Origin of the sequence: Nocardia sp. NPDC059764, assembly GCF_042732555.1 — a bacterium.
Taxonomy (GTDB): Bacteria; Actinomycetota; Actinomycetes; order Mycobacteriales; family Mycobacteriaceae; genus Nocardia.
The window spans coordinates 1-16,060 of record NZ_JBHWHH010000166.1 but is presented as its reverse complement, the minus strand read 5'-3'; the positions used below and the strand labels follow the sequence as shown (position 1 = coordinate 16,060).

Annotated in this window: 16 protein-coding genes, 1 rRNA gene and 1 pseudogene; 4 read left to right on the top strand and 14 right to left on the bottom strand. The window is 69.3% G+C overall.

The genetic code is table 11. From position 1 onward, the window contains the following. From ACFV4K_RS28310 to ACFV4K_RS28295, 4 genes are all read right to left on the bottom strand, one after another. Nucleotides 1-290: ribosomal RNA gene (locus tag ACFV4K_RS28310) — 16S ribosomal RNA — on the bottom strand; the annotation flags it as partial. Between the two features lie 556 nt (nucleotides 291-846). After that, nucleotides 847-2,130, bottom strand: coding sequence for a tyrosine--tRNA ligase (gene tyrS, locus ACFV4K_RS28305; RefSeq protein ID WP_379279002.1), 1,284 nt, complete (start codon nucleotides 2,128-2,130; stop codon nucleotides 847-849). A gap of 218 nt (nucleotides 2,131-2,348) precedes the next feature. Continuing rightward, entirely contained in the window at nucleotides 2,349-2,771 is a 423-nt protein-coding gene (locus ACFV4K_RS28300) for a DoxX family protein (protein ID WP_379278999.1), read from the bottom strand. A gap of 115 nt (nucleotides 2,772-2,886) precedes the next feature. Further along, nucleotides 2,887-3,558 carry a FadR/GntR family transcriptional regulator gene (locus ACFV4K_RS28295; RefSeq protein ID WP_379278998.1) on the bottom strand — a complete coding sequence of 224 codons (672 nt, stop codon included), beginning with the start codon at nucleotides 3,556-3,558 and terminating at the stop codon, nucleotides 2,887-2,889. A 217-nt stretch (nucleotides 3,559-3,775) separates the two neighbouring features. On the opposite strand from ACFV4K_RS28295, the gene ACFV4K_RS28290 reads away from it, so the two are divergent. Continuing rightward, a complete protein-coding gene (locus ACFV4K_RS28290) occupies nucleotides 3,776-5,416 on the top strand; it encodes a 2-isopropylmalate synthase (protein WP_379279001.1) in 1,641 nt (546 codons plus the stop codon). On the opposite strand, the gene ACFV4K_RS28285 is transcribed toward ACFV4K_RS28290, so the two are convergent. From ACFV4K_RS28285 to ACFV4K_RS28265, 5 genes are all read right to left on the bottom strand, one after another. Further along, a complete protein-coding gene (locus ACFV4K_RS28285) occupies nucleotides 5,393-5,938 on the bottom strand; it encodes a Clp protease N-terminal domain-containing protein (protein WP_379278996.1) in 546 nt (181 codons plus the stop codon). The two genes, ACFV4K_RS28290 and ACFV4K_RS28285, sit on opposite strands and share 24 nt — an antisense overlap. Nucleotides 5,939-6,027: 89 nt before the next feature. Next, on the bottom strand, nucleotides 6,028-6,651 hold the full coding sequence (locus ACFV4K_RS28280; RefSeq protein ID WP_379278994.1) for a DNA-3-methyladenine glycosylase: 624 nt from the start codon (nucleotides 6,649-6,651) through the stop codon (nucleotides 6,028-6,030). 77 nt (nucleotides 6,652-6,728) lie between these two features. Beyond that, complete coding sequence (locus tag ACFV4K_RS28275; protein WP_379278992.1) at nucleotides 6,729-6,998, bottom strand: DUF3761 domain-containing protein; 270 nt, start codon at nucleotides 6,996-6,998, stop codon at nucleotides 6,729-6,731. Between the two features lie 123 nt (nucleotides 6,999-7,121). Beyond that, entirely contained in the window at nucleotides 7,122-8,033 is a 912-nt protein-coding gene (locus ACFV4K_RS28270) for an RNA polymerase sigma-70 factor (protein ID WP_379278990.1), read from the bottom strand. A gap of 15 nt (nucleotides 8,034-8,048) precedes the next feature. Then, nucleotides 8,049-9,233, bottom strand: a complete 1,185-nt coding sequence (locus ACFV4K_RS28265) for an NAD(P)/FAD-dependent oxidoreductase (protein ID WP_379278988.1) — start codon at nucleotides 9,231-9,233, stop codon at nucleotides 8,049-8,051. 176 nt (nucleotides 9,234-9,409) lie between these two features. On the opposite strand from ACFV4K_RS28265, the gene ACFV4K_RS28260 reads away from it, so the two are divergent. Continuing rightward, the gene (locus tag ACFV4K_RS28260) at nucleotides 9,410-10,129 is read left to right on the top strand and encodes a DsbA family oxidoreductase (protein ID WP_379278986.1); all 720 of its coding nucleotides are present in this window, start codon (nucleotides 9,410-9,412) and stop codon (nucleotides 10,127-10,129) included. Between the two features lie 23 nt (nucleotides 10,130-10,152). Here ACFV4K_RS28260 and ACFV4K_RS28255 read toward each other — a convergent pair whose 3' ends face one another. Then, nucleotides 10,153-11,361 carry a low temperature requirement protein A gene (locus tag ACFV4K_RS28255; protein WP_379278985.1) on the bottom strand — a complete coding sequence of 403 codons (1,209 nt, stop codon included), beginning with the start codon at nucleotides 11,359-11,361 and terminating at the stop codon, nucleotides 10,153-10,155. 177 nt (nucleotides 11,362-11,538) lie between these two features. On the opposite strand from ACFV4K_RS28255, the gene ACFV4K_RS28250 reads away from it, so the two are divergent. Together ACFV4K_RS28250 and ACFV4K_RS28245 are read left to right on the top strand one after the other, a co-directional pair. Further along, the gene (locus ACFV4K_RS28250; RefSeq protein ID WP_379278983.1) at nucleotides 11,539-12,237 is read left to right on the top strand and encodes a response regulator transcription factor; all 699 of its coding nucleotides are present in this window, start codon (nucleotides 11,539-11,541) and stop codon (nucleotides 12,235-12,237) included. Continuing rightward, entirely contained in the window at nucleotides 12,227-13,261 is a 1,035-nt protein-coding gene (locus ACFV4K_RS28245; RefSeq protein WP_379278981.1) for a sensor histidine kinase, read from the top strand. The genes ACFV4K_RS28250 and ACFV4K_RS28245 overlap by 11 nt, the downstream gene beginning before the upstream one ends. On the opposite strand, the gene ACFV4K_RS28240 is transcribed toward ACFV4K_RS28245, so the two are convergent. The 4 genes and pseudogenes from ACFV4K_RS28240 to ACFV4K_RS28225 form a co-directional block, all read right to left on the bottom strand. After that, nucleotides 13,185-13,640 (bottom strand): hypothetical protein, encoded by a 456-nt coding sequence (locus ACFV4K_RS28240; RefSeq protein ID WP_379278980.1) that lies wholly within the window; start codon nucleotides 13,638-13,640, stop codon nucleotides 13,185-13,187. The two genes, ACFV4K_RS28245 and ACFV4K_RS28240, sit on opposite strands and share 77 nt — an antisense overlap. Beyond that, nucleotides 13,637-14,836, bottom strand: a complete 1,200-nt coding sequence (locus ACFV4K_RS28235; protein ID WP_379278978.1) for a molybdopterin-dependent oxidoreductase — start codon at nucleotides 14,834-14,836, stop codon at nucleotides 13,637-13,639. The genes ACFV4K_RS28240 and ACFV4K_RS28235 overlap by 4 nt, the downstream gene beginning before the upstream one ends. Nucleotides 14,837-14,863: 27 nt before the next feature. Next, a complete protein-coding gene (locus ACFV4K_RS28230) occupies nucleotides 14,864-15,577 on the bottom strand; it encodes a DUF2064 domain-containing protein (RefSeq protein WP_379278977.1) in 714 nt (237 codons plus the stop codon). After that, nucleotides 15,574-16,023: pseudogene (locus tag ACFV4K_RS28225) on the bottom strand (glycosyltransferase); the annotation flags it as partial. The gene ACFV4K_RS28230 and the pseudogene ACFV4K_RS28225, both read right to left, overlap by 4 nt. Between the last annotated feature and the right edge of the window lie 37 nt (nucleotides 16,024-16,060).

Genomic DNA, 16,060 nt, shown 5'->3' with positions numbered 1-16,060 from the left:
TCAGGTCGGCTACCCGTCGTCGCCTTGGTGGGCCGTTACCCCACCAACAAGCTGATAGGCCGCGGGCCCATCTCGCACCAGTAAACCTTTCCAACCCAGACCATGCAGTCCAGGCTCATATCCGGTATTAGACCCAGTTTCCCAGGCTTATCCCAGAGTGCGAGGCAGATCACCCACGTGTTACTCACCCGTTCGCCGCTCGTGTACCCCGAAGGGCCTTACCGCTCGACTTGCATGTGTTAAGCACGCCGCTAGCGTTCGTCCTGAGCCAGGATCAAACTCTCCGTTGAAGACTCTAGAATCACCCGAAGGCGAATCAGAAGTATCTCGAACCAGAGTCCGAAAACCTAGCAATCGTCGGCTGGAAAATTAGCCGACTTAAATGTCCAACCACCCTCATGGGGGTGAGAATGATTGGAACCAAATAAAATATTTGGCACTGACATTCATCGACACACTATTGAGTTCTCAAAGAACACACGCACATGTCAGTCGATCTGAAATTCATCAGATTCCCTAACGAGGCAACTTTTCCAGCCTAGTCATGGAACCTGACTGATGTCAAGAACTTTTTTTCTGACTGGAAGGTGTTCATGTCCGGCGCCCCTCGTCCAACCTCGTTTCCGTTTCCGATTTTCAGCCTCTGAGCTGGGCGTTTCGGTCCCGGTCGGTGTCCGTGTCGCTCTGACTTGGACTAAGTTACGCGGCGGATAACGCCAGGTCAAATCCGCTGGTCACCGGGACGTTTGCGCAGGTGAACGGGCTGCGGATCAGGCGAATCGGGGGCCTGAGCCACCGGCTTGTGACTCAGGTCATTTCGATCTTGTTCGCCTATCGAGGATCGAGTCAGGCGTCCGCGCGGCGCACGCCGGCGAAGTTCTTCTTGCCGCGACGCAGCACCAGCCAGCGTCCGTGCAGGTAGTCGGCCTCGGCGGGGACCCACTCGGGGTCGGCGATCTTCTCGTTGTTGACCGACGCGCCACCCTCGTTGACCGCGCGACGGGCCGCGCTGCGGCCCTCGCACAGACCGGAGTCGACCAGCAGATCGACGATGGTCGAGGTAGGGGTGGCCTCGGCGAGCTTGCCGTCCACCGCGGATTCGGCCAGCGCCGCCGACAGCGTGGACTCGTCGAGTTCGCGCAGGTCGCCGCGACCGAACAGGGCCTGGCTGGCGAGCTGCACCGCGCGGGTGTTCTCCTCACCGTGCACCAGCGTAGTCATCTCCGCGGCCAGGCGCTTCTGCGCCTCGCGGGCGAAGGGCCGCTCGGCGGTGGCCTTCTCCAGTTCGTCGAGTTCCTCGCGGGACAGGAAGGTGAACCAGCGCAGGTAGCGGACCACGTCGGCGTCGGCGGTGTTCACGAAGTACTGGTACCAGGCGTACGGGCTGGTCATCTCCGGGTCCAGCCACAGGCTGCCGCCACCGGTGGACTTACCGAACTTCTTGCCGTCGGCCGAGGTGACCAGCGGGACGGTGAGCGCGTGCACGTGCTCGCCGTCGACGCGGCGGTTGAGCTCGACGCCCGCGATGATGTTGCCCCACTGATCGGAGCCGCCGACCTGCAGCGTGCAGCCGTACTCGCGGCGCAGCTGCAGGAAGTCGTTGGCCTGCAGGAGCATGTAGCTGAACTCGGTGTAGGACATGCCGTCCGACTCCAGGCGGCGCTTGACCGTGTCGCGGGCCAGCATGACGTTCACCGAGAAGTGCTTGCCGATGTCGCGCAGGAACGAGACCGTGCTGAGGGGGCCGGTCCAGTCCATATTGTTGGCGATGATCGCCGCGTTGTCGCCGCCGTCCAGATCGACGAAGCGTTCCAGCTGGGCGCGGATGCGGCCCGCCCACTCGGCCACGGTGTCGGTGGAGTTCATGGTGCGCTCGCCGACATCGCGGGGATCGCCGATCAGCCCGGTCGCGCCGCCGGCCAGCACCACCGGGCGGTGGCCCGCGCGCTGGAAGCGCTTGAGCGCCAGCAGCGGGACCAGGTGGCCGGCGTGCAGGCTGGCCGCGGTCGGGTCGAACCCGGCATAGAGGGTGATCGGGCCCTTGGCCGTGGCCGCGCGCAGGGCGTCCAGATCGGTGGACTGCGCGATCAGTCCGCGCCAGGTCAGTTCATCAATGATGTCGCCGCTCACGGATTCCATCTTTCCATTCCGCCTCCCCGCGACTTTTTCGCCCGGCTCGGGAGCCGTCACGGGCCCCACATGCGGAGATGGCGTTGGGAGCCGAACCGATCTTGGACGTACCTGACGAGCGACTCCGGGCGGAACGGAATCAGTCGTCACCTGACATACGAAAACCCGCCGCCGCGTGTGAGCGGAGACGGGTTCGGGGGGCCGTGCGATCGAGTAGGTCACTTCGCGAAGTCGGTGAAGGTGGCGAAGGAGGCGCGGCGCTCGTAGGCGATCCAGGCGAAGACACCGACCAGGACCAGCGGGAAGATGGCCAGGCTCGGCGCGCCGAGCAGGAAGGCCTGGGTGGCGGCGGCGCACACCATGGTGATGGACAGGCCCGCGGCGGCCGGGCCGGACAGGCGGGGGATCATCAGGCCCAGGCCGCCGGAGACCTCGACCAGGCCGGTGAGGTAGCGGAACCAGTCGCCCCAGCCGATCTCGTTGTAGATGCGCACGGCGTCGGCCTGGCCCACGAACTTCGGCAGGCCGGAGGCGATGATGAAGAAGAGGCCGAGGACGATCTGCAGGGTCCACAGCACGCGGTTGCGGAGCTTGCTCGGGGCGGCGACGGTGATGGTCGGGGTGGCTGCGATGGTGGTCATGTCGAATGTCCTTCCGGGGCTTGTCGGTTCGGTTTCGAACCGCTTGCTGGATAGGACGGGGGCCGTCGCGAAAACTCATCGCGGTCCCGAAAGTTTTTTTCCCGCGCAGGTCAGGCTAGGTGTCGAAGGCTGCTTTGAGGGCGCTGAGGTGCACTCGGCCGGCGGTGGCGGCGGCTTCGGGGTCGCGGGCGCGGATGGCGTCGTAGAGGTCTTCGTGCGCATCGTGGTCGGACTGGGGTGCGCGCATGGGGCGGATGCGCAGCATGTCGATCATGGCGTGGCGCGAGCGCGGGACGAAGGCGTTGAACAGTTCGAGCAGGATGTCATTGTGGGCGGCGGCGACCACGGTGCGGTGGAAGGCGGTGTCGGCGTCGACCAATCCCTCGACGGTGTCGCCGCTTTCGGCGCGGGCGGCCAGGGCGCGCAGCATGGCGCGCAAGTCGGCGGGGGTGCGGCGGCGGGCGGCGAGGGCGGCGCCCTCGGCCTCGATGGCGATGCGGGCCTCGATGACGGTGACGATATCGCTGCGGCGCAGCACGGTGTCCCAGTCCTCGGCGGTGTCCAAGGCGGTGACGAAAACGCCCGCACCCTGGCGGCTTTCGAGCACCCCGCGACCGGCGAGTTCGCGGATGGCCTCGCGCAGGGTGGAGCGGCCGACGCCGAGCTGAGCGGCGAGGGTGGTCTCGCCGGGCAGTTTGTGGCCCAGCTGCCACTCCCCCGCACGGATCCGGGTGAGCAGCACTTCGGCGGCTTGCGCGGCGAGCGGATGCCTCTGGACCTGCGCCACTTGTCACCGTCCTCTCTACTTGTCTGAGGAGTTGTTTCCCTCTAGTCTAGTCCACATGCTGACCGGTGCCCTGCTTCTCCTTCGCTGCCGCGACGGGGTCTGATCGACCGGCACCCCGTCAGCGGGCTCGCGGTGCTGCGCCGGTCACCTCCTCCGACGCGAAAGCGAATGCCCCGTGAGCACTCCCCCGATCTGGAATCTTCAGCAGCCCTCCGCCATGCCGTCGCATCGGTATCGCGATGTGTACCAGCGTGTTTCGGTGCCGCTGACCGAACGCGACTGGCCGTCCAACCGGATCACCGAAGCCCCACTGTGGGTGCCGGTGGATCTGCGCGACGGCAATCAGGCGCTGGCCGAGCCGATGGATCCCGTCCGCAAGCGCCGGTTCTTCGAACTGCTGGTGGCCATGGGCTACAAGGAGATCGAGGTCGGGTATCCCAGCGCCTCGCAGACCGACTTCGATTTCGTGCGGCTGATCGGCAGCGAGCGGCTGGCTCCCGACGACGTCACCATCGTCGTCTTCACTCCCGCGCGCCGCGATCTGATCGAGCGGACCGTCGAATCGGTGCGCGGCATCCCCAATCACGTGGTGATCCACCTGTACACCGCCACCGCGCCGACCTGGCGGAACGTGGTGCTGGGCAAGACCCGCGACGAACTGGCCGAGTTGATCGCCACCGGTGGGCGCGACGTCCTGGAGCTGGCCGGCGATATGCCGAATGTCCGCTTCCAGTTCTCCCCCGAGGTATTCATGCTGACCGAGCCGGACTTCGTGCTCGACGTCTGCGACCGCATGACCACGCTGTGGGACGCCACCCCCGAGCGGCCGGTGACGCTGAACCTGCCCGCGACGGTCGAGGTGGCGACGCCGAACGTGTACGCCGACCAGATCGAGTACATGCACCGGAATCTGGCGCGGCGCGAGGCGGTGATCCTGTCGGTGCATCCGCACAACGACCGCGGCACCGGCATCGCGTGCGCGGAGTTGGCGGTCCTGGCCGGGGCGCAGCGGGTGGAGGGGTGCGTATTCGGCAATGGCGAGCGCACCGGCAATGTGGATCTGGCGACGCTGGCGTTGAATCTGCACGCGCAGGGCGTGAATCCGATGATCGACTTCTCCGATATCGACGAGGTGCGCCGCACCGTCGAGTACTGCACCGGGCTGCCGGTCCACGACCGGCAGCCGTACGCCGGGGATCTGGTGTACACCGCCTATTCGGGCACCCACCAGGACGCCATCCGGAAGGGCTTCGCCGAACATCGGGAGCGGGCGGCGCGGCTGGGTGCGCCGGAACGCGAAATCGCTTGGGAGGTGCCGTATCTGCCGATCGATCCGGCGGATGTGGGCCGTTCCTACGATGCGGTGATCCGGGTGAATTCGCAGTCCGGCAAGGGCGGGATCGCGTATCTGCTGGAGTCGGAGTACGGGCTGGAGTTGCCGCGCCGCCTGCAGATCGATTTCGCGCACCACGTCCAGCGCCACACCGATCGGACCGGGACGGAGGTGTCGGCGCGGACGCTGTGGGAGCTGTTCGAGACCGTCTACGCGGGCGCGATCGTGGCGACCACACCCGGTATCCCCGCCGACGCGACGGTCGAGGAGGCGGTGGAACTGCTGGGCCGCCACGGCTATTCGGTCGAGGTGCTGTCCATGACCCACCAGACCGTGGACCGGGCGGGGTCGGCTCCGGCCGTCACCTACCTGGAGTACCGCACCGCCGAGGGCCCGGCCTGGGCATTCGGTTCGGGTGAGACGGCGGCGCGCGCGACGATCGCGGCCCTGGTGGCCGCGGCCGGGTCGCGCAGCGCGGTGCTCATCCAGGCAGCGCGGGGCTCATCGAGCCTGGGCGCCCAGTAATCGCTCCAGCTCGGTGACCCGGGCCTCCAGATCCGCGATGCGCCGGCGCAGATCGGATTCGGGGGCCTGGGTGGGACCGGCGAGCGGTCCGTCGGCGACGCGGGAAATGCGGGTGCGGATGTCGGCGGGTTCGGCGCCCAGGCTGATCAGGATCTGCGGGGCGATGCCGTCGCCCTCCTCGATCAAGGCGAGCAGGATGTGCTCGGGCCCGATGTAGTTGTGCCGCAGCCGCATCGCCTCGCGCAGTGATCCCTCGAGGACCTTCTTGGAGCGCGGGGTGAAGGGCACGTGCCCGCTGGGCGGTTTCGGCTCGTGTTCGCCGACCGCCTGCCGGATGCGTTCGCGCACGCTGGAGACGTCGAGGCCGAGGTCGCCGAGCACGCGGGCGGCGACCGGGTCGTCGCCGGCGAGGACGCCGAGCAGCAGGTGCTCGGTGCCGATCCAGTCGTGCCCGAGCGCTCGGGCTTCCTCCTGGGCGAGCACGATGGCGCGGCGGGACGCATCGGTGAACCGTTCGAACATGGGGCTTCCACCTAGGGGTGAGCTGTCGATCAATCCACCGTAGTCCTCCGGGCCGCCGTACCGATACGGGCTCGGCCCGAGAGCACGGTCTAGGCGGATCGGTCCATTTTGGGGGCGCGTGGGCTGCGCCGGTAGGCCGACACCGCCGGGGAGTCCGGCAGCCACAGTCGCCATGGGCGGTCGGCGGCCAGGCTGACCCCGACCCGGGGTCCCACCGAAACGGCGGCGGGATCGGTGATTTCGGGTCCCAGTTCCAGCCGGATCTGCGCGTCCGGATCGAACAGGCGGGTTCCGTAGTCGTCCAGCCCGATTCCGAGGGCGCTGCCGACATTGCCGGGCCCGCGGGCCAGATCGGCGTCGGTCCTGGCGGCGGGGCGGCGACCGCGTGCGACCTCGTGGCCCTCGATGACCTCTCCCGCGCGGACGAGCACCGCGCTGGCCGTGCCGTCAGGCCCGCTGACGACATTCACGCAGGTGTGCATGCCGTAACTGAAGTAGACGTACAGCACCCCGGGCGGCCCGAACATGACCGCATTGCGGGGAGTCCGGCCCCGCCCCGAGTGCGCCGCCGGATCGTGCCAGGGCCCGGCGGGATCCCCGCCGTAGGCCTCGACCTCCACGATGCGCAGGGCCACCGGGCCGGATCGCAGGACCCCGCCGAGCAGTCGCCGCGCCGCACGCAGCGGTTCGACGGCAAGCTCTTCGGCACTCACGGCGGATCATTCTTCCGCACGGTCGTCCCGGGCGCGGTGCCGGGACGACCGTGCGAGCTACCCGCGAGTGCCGCGCGCTAGAGCCATTCGGCGACGCCGTGGTGACCCGAGCAGGTGCCGCGGCGGTGCTGGCTGAAGCTGTAGGTGCCGTCCTTGCAGCGGGCGGTGGCCCCGTCGGGGACGGTGGCCGACTGTTCTGGACGGTGCACGCAGGCGCCGTCGGAGTTCTCGTATTCGCTTGCGGCGCAGGCGGCGTGGAGGACCGGCGCGGCGACCGCCGGTCCAGCGAGCACGGTGCCCGCGCCGAGGAAGGCCGCGGCGGCCCAGGGCAGAATGTGACGCGCCACGCGGCGCGTTGTCCAACCGTTCACTACGAAATCCCTTGCACAAGAGCGTTTTCGACACGGGGGCGGTTGCCCCCGACGAGCGTCGAATAGTACGGGACCCGCGCGGCGGTACGGACGGGTCCTTCATTCGCCTACCGATCCGGCGGCCGATTCGCCGGTGCCGACCGGCCGCTGGATACCGGCCAGTTTGTCGGGGTTTACCTGGAAACGAATGTTCTCGATGTGGCCGTCGCGGATGTCGTAGCTGAGGGCGCCGACGCGGAAGTCACCGAGCAGGACCATGACGCCGAGTTCACCGTTGAGGTGGGCGGATTCGAGACGGACGCCGGTGAGGACCGGTTTGGCCAGGACGCCCAGGATCCAGCGGGCCACGTGGTCGGGGCCGTGCAGGGGGCGGCGGGCGGCGGTGACCTTGCCGCCGCCATCGTTCCAGAGGGTGACGTCGGGGGCGAGAAGCTCCATGAGGGCGTTGACGTCGCCGCCGTGCGCGGCGGCCAGGAACTTGTCGGTGATGTCGGAGCGGGTGGCGAGGTCGGTGTCGAAACGCGGCCGGCGCGAATGGACGTGGGAGCGGGCGCGATGGGAGATCTGCCGGACCGTGGCCTCGGGGCGGTCCAGGAAGCCCGCGATCTCGGCGTGCGAGTAGCCGAACACCTCGCGCAGCACGAAGACCGCGCGTTCGACGGGGCTGAGGGTTTCGAGGACGACGAGCATGGCGGTGGAGACCGTATCGGCCATATCGGTCTCCTCGGCGGCATCGGCGGTAGTCGTGAGCAGGGGTTCGGGCAGCCACGGGCCGACGTAGGTCTCGCGGGTGGCGCGGGCGGAGGTGAGGCGGTTGAGGGCCAGGTTGGTGACGGTCCGGACCAGGTAGGCCTTGGGGTGGGTGACCGAATCCCGGTCCACCTCATGCCATTTGATCCATGCGTCCTGCAGAACGTCCTCGGCGTCGGTCACGGTGCCCAGCATCTGGTACGCGGTGCCGAACAGCAGCCGGCGGTGCGCGACGAAGGGGTCGATCGGATCGTCCTGCATGGACACATACCTACCTCATGCCAGGCCGCGGGTCGCGCGACCGCCATTGCTGAGCTGCGCGCTGACGGTCATGTGCTTGCTCATCTTGTAGCTGGGCACCGGGCTGGCGCTGACCATCTCCTTGTAGGCGACGGCGGCGCGGCCCTTCAGGTACCAGCGGCGCGGGGTGTCGTCGGCATTGGTGAACTGGATGACGGCGTCGCGGCGGCCCAGGCTGACCGGCTGGTGCACGTAGCCGAAACGGAAGGGCTTCACGGTCTTTCCGCGCAGGCGGCGCGCGACGGCGTCGGCGGTGTACGCGCCGGTGGGGATGCCGCTCTGGCAGGTGCCGTGCAGGACGCCGAAGGGCATGCGGATCGCGGCGGCGTCGCCGATGGGCAGGATATCGGGGTGCGAGATCGACCGCAGGGTGGTGTCGGTGAGGATCAGGCCGCGGTCGTCGACGGCGATGCCGGCCTGCTCGGCCAGCGGCGACACGCGCACGCCCGCGGTCCACAGGGTCAGGTCCGAGGCGAGGAGTTCGCCGGTGGTCAGGCGGACGGCGTCGGGCAGCACCTTGGCGACCTGGACGCCGGTGTGGCGGACGATGCCGAGGCGGTCGAGAGCGCGGTTCAGGTGGGCGCGGGCCTTGTCGCCCATCATGCTTCCGGGCTCGGCGGCGCTGACCAGGGTGACGGTCAGGCCCGGGTGGGCCTCGGCGATCTCGGTGGCGGCTTCGATGCCGGTCAGGCCGCCGCCGACCACGGTGACGGTGCCGGCGGTCGCGGCGATCTCGGTGAGGCGCTGCGCGAAGCGGCGGGCTCGGCGGGGGTCGTTGAGGGTCCAGGCGTGGTCGTCGGCGCCGGGGACGGTCGAGGTGTCGGTGTTGCTGCCCAGCGCGTAGATCAGGGTGTCGTAGCGCAGTTCTTCGCCGTCGTCGAGGGTGACGACGCGGGCGGCGGGGTCGATCGCGACGGCGGCGCCGCGGCGGAAGGCCACGCCCGATCCGGCCAGCACGTCGGGGATGCGGTGGTCGGCCAGTTCCTGTCCGGCGGCGACCTGGTGCATGCGCAGGCGCTCGGTGAAACGGTCCGAGGGGTTCACCAGGGTGATGCGGACCTCGAGCTTGCGGGTGCGGCGGGCGAGGCGGGCCGCGGCCATCATGCCGGTGTAGCCCGCGCCGAGGATGACGATCTCGTGGGTTGTGGTGGTGGCGTTCATGATCGGCTCCGTGGGTTCGTTCCTGCTGGGTCGGCTATGGGACAGGACAGCCCCCGCGAACGTGACAATCGAGCGATGTGACGTGGGTCACCACGGAACATTCGGGTCCGGCGACCGGTTGGGAGAGGGGATGGCCGGGCCCCCGGCCTGCGACAGCAGCGTCGGAGTGAGGTGCGATGGCCGTACAGGTCGAGATCTGGACCGATATCAACTGCCCGTTCTGCTACCTGGGCAAGCGGCGATTCGAGGAGGCGCTCGACGCCTTTCCCCACAAGGACGCCGTGACGGTGGTGCACCGGTCCTTCGAACTGGACCCGACGCTGCCCCAGGATCACAGCGACGCGGTGGTCCCGCACATCGCCGAGAAGTACGGCATCAGCGAGGCGCAGGCCGCCGCCAACGAGCGCGGCCTCGGGGCGCAGGCCGAGGCGGCCGGGCTGACCTATGTCACCTCGGGCCGCGATTTCGGCAACAGCTTCGACATGCACCGGCTGCTGCACTTCGCGTTGGAGCAGGGCCGTCAGGAACAGATGCTGGACGCCCTGTACGCGGCCAATTTCGCCGAGGAGCGGGCGCTGTTCGGCGATACCGAGCGGCTGGTCGAGGTGGCCGTGTCGGCCGGATTCGACGAGACGGCGGTGCGGGCGGTGCTCGCCGATCCCGACGCCTACACGGACGCGGTGCGCGCCGACGAGGCCGAGGCGGCGCGGCTCGGGGCCCGCGGCGTGCCGTTCTTCGTGCTGGACCGCAAGTACGGGGTGTCGGGCGCGCAGCCGCCGGAGGTGTTCGCGCAGGCGCTGGAGCAGGCCTGGAGCGATCACGCGCCCGAGCCGGCCATGGTCGCGGACGGTGACGCCTGTGGACCCGACGGTTGCGCTGTGCCGCAGCGGGATTGAGCCGATCGCCGCGGCGGGGAGCGTCAGCGCCCGTTGCCGCGGTGCATCCGGAAGCCGACCGCGTCCACCGTCGGAATGTAGGCGCTGCGCTCGCCGGAGCGCAGGCGCAGGACGTCGTCGGCGATGACGAAGCCGTAGGCGACGAATACCAGCAGCACCAACTGCCCCCACGCCATCCAGGCGATGCCCAGCGGCGTGGTGGCCAGTACGGCGACCGCACCGACCAGCCGCAGCCAAGCCCGGGGAATGCGCAGCGCCAGCCGGAACAGGGCCTGGCCGACGAAGAACACGGCGACGCCGCCCGAAAGGGCCAGGGCCGCGGCGGTACTCGCGGGTTCGTTGCCGTGCGCGATGGTCATCGAGATGCCCGCGGCGGTCAGGATGATGCCGAGGATCAGCACGAACAGCGAATAGCCGTAGGCGTAGACGGCCGGGCGGATGCGAGCCGGGCCGGGCAGCTCGTGCAGGGCGTGTTCGCCGCGTTCGTCGTCGAAGCCGAAGTAGGCCCACCACAGCACATAGCCGAGGGTGAGGCCGAGGCCGGCGGTCGCGACCAGGCCGACGGTGAGGTCCATGCCGGTCAGGTTCGCGCCGATGGCGATGACGGATTCGCCCAGCGCGATGATCACGACCAGGCCGTGCCGTTCGCAGAAGTGGCTGGGGCGCACCGCGAATCCCTCGGTGCGGATCAGATACGGCGATACCACCTGGATCACGACGGCGACCATCCAGAGCACGGTCCGCAGTCCCCCGTGGGTGATGCCGCCCGCCAGCACCAGCAGCGCGGACAGGCCGTTGAGCGGCGCCAGCCGCCACATCGCGGAGCTGGCCCCCTGGCCGCCGGAGGTCGCGAACATGACGCTGTGCACCGTGTTCACCAGCAGGTATCCGAGTCCGAACGCCAGCCCGGAGCCACCGAACGCGCTCGGGATGGCGATCGCGATGACGAAGAACCCGAACATGCCCAGCAGCAGGAAGGTGCGCCGGGAGGAGCTGTTCGGCGCGACCTCGTTGGTGAGGAACACGTACCCGCTGTACATCCACCAGATCAGGGCGAACATCAGTGCCACGTGCCCGAGTTCGGCCCAGCCCGGGTGATGGGTGAAGGCGTGGGTGAGCTGGGTGATGGTGAAGACGAACACGAGGTCGAAGAACAGTTCCAGGGTCGAGGCCCGGACCTGTCCCCCTTCGGCCTCGAGCTCGCGCGCCGAACCGGACATTTCGCTGGTCACGTGCAGATCGTAGAGCCGCCCCGCCGCATTTGCCGCGCCCACAGCCGCCCGGCGTGAGCCCGTCGGGATGACGAAACCATGACGCGTGCGGTGAAATAGCCGCGACCAGGTGGTTTCGGTTCGGCGGCCACCTAGGGTGGAGTGCGGGGTGGCAGGTCGAGCGGGAGTTGTGAGGCGATGCGGATTCTGGTGGCGGACGACGATCCCGTGGTGCGGGAGGTGGTGCGGCGGTATCTGGAGCGGGATGGGCTCGAGGTGGTGGAGACCGCGGACGGGACGGCCACCGCGGCGGCGTTGGCGCGCGACGACGTCGATCTGGCGGTGCTGGATGTGATGATGCCGGGGCCCGACGGGATCGAGTTGACGCGGGCGGTGCGGGCGGGGGCGCGTCCGGAGCTGCCGATCATCTTGTTGACCGCGCTCGGGGAGGAGGACGACCGGGTGATCGGATTGCAGGCGGGCGCCGATGATTACGTGACCAAGCCGTTCAGTCCGCGGGAGCTGGCGTTGCGGGTGGCGTCGGTGCTGCGGCGGTCGCATCCGCAGCCGGTGGCCGAGGAGGTGTTGCGTGGTGACGGGGTGGAGCTGGGTCGGGCGGCGCGAACGGTGACCGTGGGCGGGGCGTCCGTCGAGCTGACCGCACGCGAATTCGATCTGCTGGCTTTCCTGCTCGCGCATCAGCGGCGGGTGTTCAGCCGCCAGGAGCTCCTCGCGGAGGTGTGGGGCTGGAACTTCGGGGATCTGTCGACGGTCACCGTGCACGTCAAGCGGTTGCGGGCCAAGCTGGGCGCCGCGCATCGCATCGAGACGGTGTGGGGCCGCGGATACGCCTGGGGCCGAGCCGATCTCGGCGCGGAGGCCGGCGATGCCGACTGATACGCCCGGCCTGATCGGGTACGCGCTGGCGGGCACGCTGCCGGTGGTGGTGATCGGCGCGCTGCTGCTGCGCTACACCCGCGGTCGCGCCATGACCACGAGTATGGCCGTGCTGGTGCTGATTCCGACGCTGGCCACCCTGTGCGGCGTCGTCGCGGTGAGCGGTCTGATGTTCGGCGCCGAATTCGAGCGCACCGCCGTGGTGCTGGCGGTGGTCACCGCGGTGACCGTGCCGGCGGCGATCCTGCTGGGCCACGAGCAGGCCCGCGCCACGGTGTGGGAGCGCGAGATGCTGGAGCAGGAGCGGGCCGCCGAACGGTCGCGGCGCGAGCTGGTGGCCTGGGTCAGCCATGATCTGCGGACGCCGCTGGCGGGGATCCGCGCCATGGGTGAGGCGCTCGAGGACGGGGTGGTGACGCGGCCGGAGGAGGTGCGCCGGTACGCGGATCAGATCGTGCGCGAGACGAATCGGCTCTCGTCCATGGTGGACGACCTGTTCGAGATGTCGAAGATCAACGCCGGGGCGCTGCAATTGCACTTGGAGCCGGTGGATCTGCGCGAGGTGATCGACGAGGTGCTGGCGACCAATCAGCCCACCGCCGCCCGCGCCGGAATCACCTTGTCCGCCACCCAGCCCGCCGACAAGCTGCTGGTGGCGGGCAGTGAACGGGCGCTGGGGCGGGTGCTGACCAATCTGGTGGCCAATGCCATCGCGCACACCCCGCCCGGCGGGCGCATCGACATGTCGGCGGGCGCGGCCGACGGGCAGGCGTGGGCGCGGGTCGACGACACCGGGCCGGGCATTTCCGAGACCGATCTGCCACGCATCTTCGAGGTCGCCTATCGCGGCAGTTCCGCCCGCTCCCCCGGCGCCGCCGAATTGGGCAGCAGCAGCGGGATGGGGCTGGCCATCGCGGCCGGGCTGGTGGCCGCGCACCACGGGGACATCACGGCGCGGAACCGTCCGGAGGGGGCGCGATTCGAGATCCGGTTGCCGCTGCTGGAGTCCGCCGGGCGGCGGTGAGCAGGCAGGCGGCGGCCACCGCCCAGATCACGGTCAGCGAGATCAGCAGGCCGACGGTGTAATTCCGGTCCAGGATGGTGTCGTTGCCGGGGACCGCGCCCTCACGGCCGAGGACCGGGATCGCGAGCAGGATCAGGGCGAGGCTGACGAACGCGCCGACGGTGAAGACGGGCCACCAGCGGGCGGGGAGCACGGAGTGGCCGAGGGTGCCCGCGAGGGCGGCGACCGGGCCGAAGATCAGGTTCTCGGCCAGGATCGCGCCGACGAACCACAGCGCGATCGATCGCAGGTCGGTGGTGCTCATTGTCAGCAGCAGGTCCACACCGTAGGCGGCACAGCCGATTCCGAACGCGCCCAGCAGGATTCGAATGGCTGTCATGCGATTTCCTCGATGGTCTTCAGCCATTTGGTCTGCAGTACGCCCGGCCGGTTCGGGGCGATGAGTCGGCAGGGGTAACCGTGGTCGAGGGACAGATCCTCGCCGTTGAGACGCAGTGCGATCAAGGTGGCTGCATCCACGACGTGGGTGTGCGGCAGCACGGAGGACCCGTAGATCCCGGTGGTCTCCAGCGACACGAAACGCACATCGCCGCCGCCGTATTCACCGGCCCGGGCCAGCAGGTCGCGCAGGCGTACGCCAGACCAGCGGCCCTGGGCGCTCCAGCCCTCGACGCAGGCGATGGGTAGCGCGCTGTCGTACTGCGGCAGGGCTTCGAGCTCGGCGCGGGAGAAGACGCTTTCCCGGCCACCGACTTTGACGGTCAGGGCGTACTGCGGCGAGCGAGCCGTCTCGGTGACGGCCGCCGCCGCTGCCGTCCTGTTGATCGGAATTCCCTGCGGTCCTTCGCCACTGCGCGGGGCCAGCAGCGACGTCCAGCGCAGGAACGGAACCGATTGCCCGACCACCGCGATACCGGTCACCACCGCGCCCAGCCCGGCCGCCGCCAAGACGGTTCGGCGCGAAATACCGTGGGGTACTTCTTCATCAATGGGCTCGTCGACAGGTCTCGACAGGGCCTGACGCACGACGGGAAGCTTGACCGCCAAGTGCACAGCGACAGCCCCGAAGGCCACGTAGGCCATGGCGTGATGCGTGGTGGTGAAGAAGAACTTCCACGGGTAGTACTGCGCGGTATTGAACAGGCCCGTCACGATCTGGAACAGCACCGCGCCGATCAGCACCGCCACCGACAACCGCTCCAGCGCCTCCGGGAGTCCGCGCCGCAGCGACGGTTTGATGAAGAACCGCGGATACACCGACCACAGTTTCACCAACAGCAGCGGAATCATCATGACCCCGACCGTGACGTGTGTGCCCTGGGTGAGCCGATACAGCCACACCGGGTGGGCGGGCCACCAGAACCAGTCGGGCGGATGCTGGATCAGGTGGCTGATCAGCCCCGTCACGAACAGGATGGTGACTCCGGCCCCGAGCGCCAGACCTGTTCGCGCGGCCACGGCCGTCGAGCGGCCCGGACTCCACCGGCGGGAAAGCCCCTCCGGCAGGAGCAGTTCGGGCCGCTCGATCGGGTCGGGACCGGCGTCCGCGGCTTCGGTGGGCCGGCTCGGCGACACCGCGGGCTCCTTTCGAGAAGTGAAATATCAGAGTGGGACGGGCATTTTCGCGGTCACCAACTCGGTGACGGCGCGAGCGAAGCGGCCCCGGGACACCGCCGCTACCGAGACGGCGTCGGCGTAGGTGTCGACGTCGGTGAGCGTGGGCAGCGCGTGCACCCGTAATCCGCTGTGCCGCAGGGCCGTCGCGGTGAGCTCGCCGGTGCGGTCGGTCGACATGGGGATGTCGGCGAGCAGGTGCGCGGCTCGCGGACTGGACAGGCCCAGCGCCCACCAGCCGCCGTCGGTGGCCGGTCCGAGCACGGTGTCGCCGGTGGCGACCAGGCGGGCGGCCGAACGGGCGAGCAGGACCGGGTCGGCCTGCGGGGTGTCCATGCCGATCTGCAGCACCGGGACACCGAACTCGGCGGCGTCGACGTGGGCGTGGGCGAGGCGCTCGCCGAAGCTGTCGCCGCGCTGCGGGATCACGGTCACCTCGCGCAGGGCGGCGTTCAATTCGACCGAGCGCTCCGCCCGGTCCAGGTCGCCGGTCCAGGCGACGACGGGGTGGCGGATACCGCTCTCGCGCACCGCGTCCAGGGTGTCGAGCAGGGCGCAGGCCGCCAGGTAGGCGGCGTCGACCGGCGAGAACTGCGGGGTGAGACGGGTTTTGACGAAGCCCGGAATGGGCGATTTGGCCATGATGAGCAGAGCGGCGGGAACGGTGTCGTCGAGCGGGGCGTGGTCTATCTCGGTGGTCATCGCACACTCCAGAAGTCACGGGCGGCCCGCAAGGTGCCGCGCCAGGAACCGGAGACCTTGGACTCGCCGTGAGTCCGCGGCCGATAGGTGATGTCGCGCTCCAGCACCAGCCAGCCCGCACGGGCCGCGCCGGTGAGCAACGCCAGCGGATATCCGGACCGGGCGTGCAGGTGGCCGAGCGCCTGCAATCGGTCGCGGCGGGTGACGCGCATGGCGGCGATATCGTGCACCGGCAGGCCGTACCGGCGACGCAGCCGGAAAGCGAAGGCCCAGTTGCCGATTCGCGCATGCACCGGCAGCGCGCCGGGGACGGCGCGGCGACGGCCGACCACCATGTCGACGTCGGGGCCGAATTCGGCCACCAGCCGGGGTAGTTCGCCGGGGTCGAGGGAGCCGTGGCCGGCGAGGACGGCGACCACTTCGGTGGGGGGGGGCTCGACCCCCGCGGGGGCCGGGCGGGCCTATACCGGCGTCGCTTAGGGG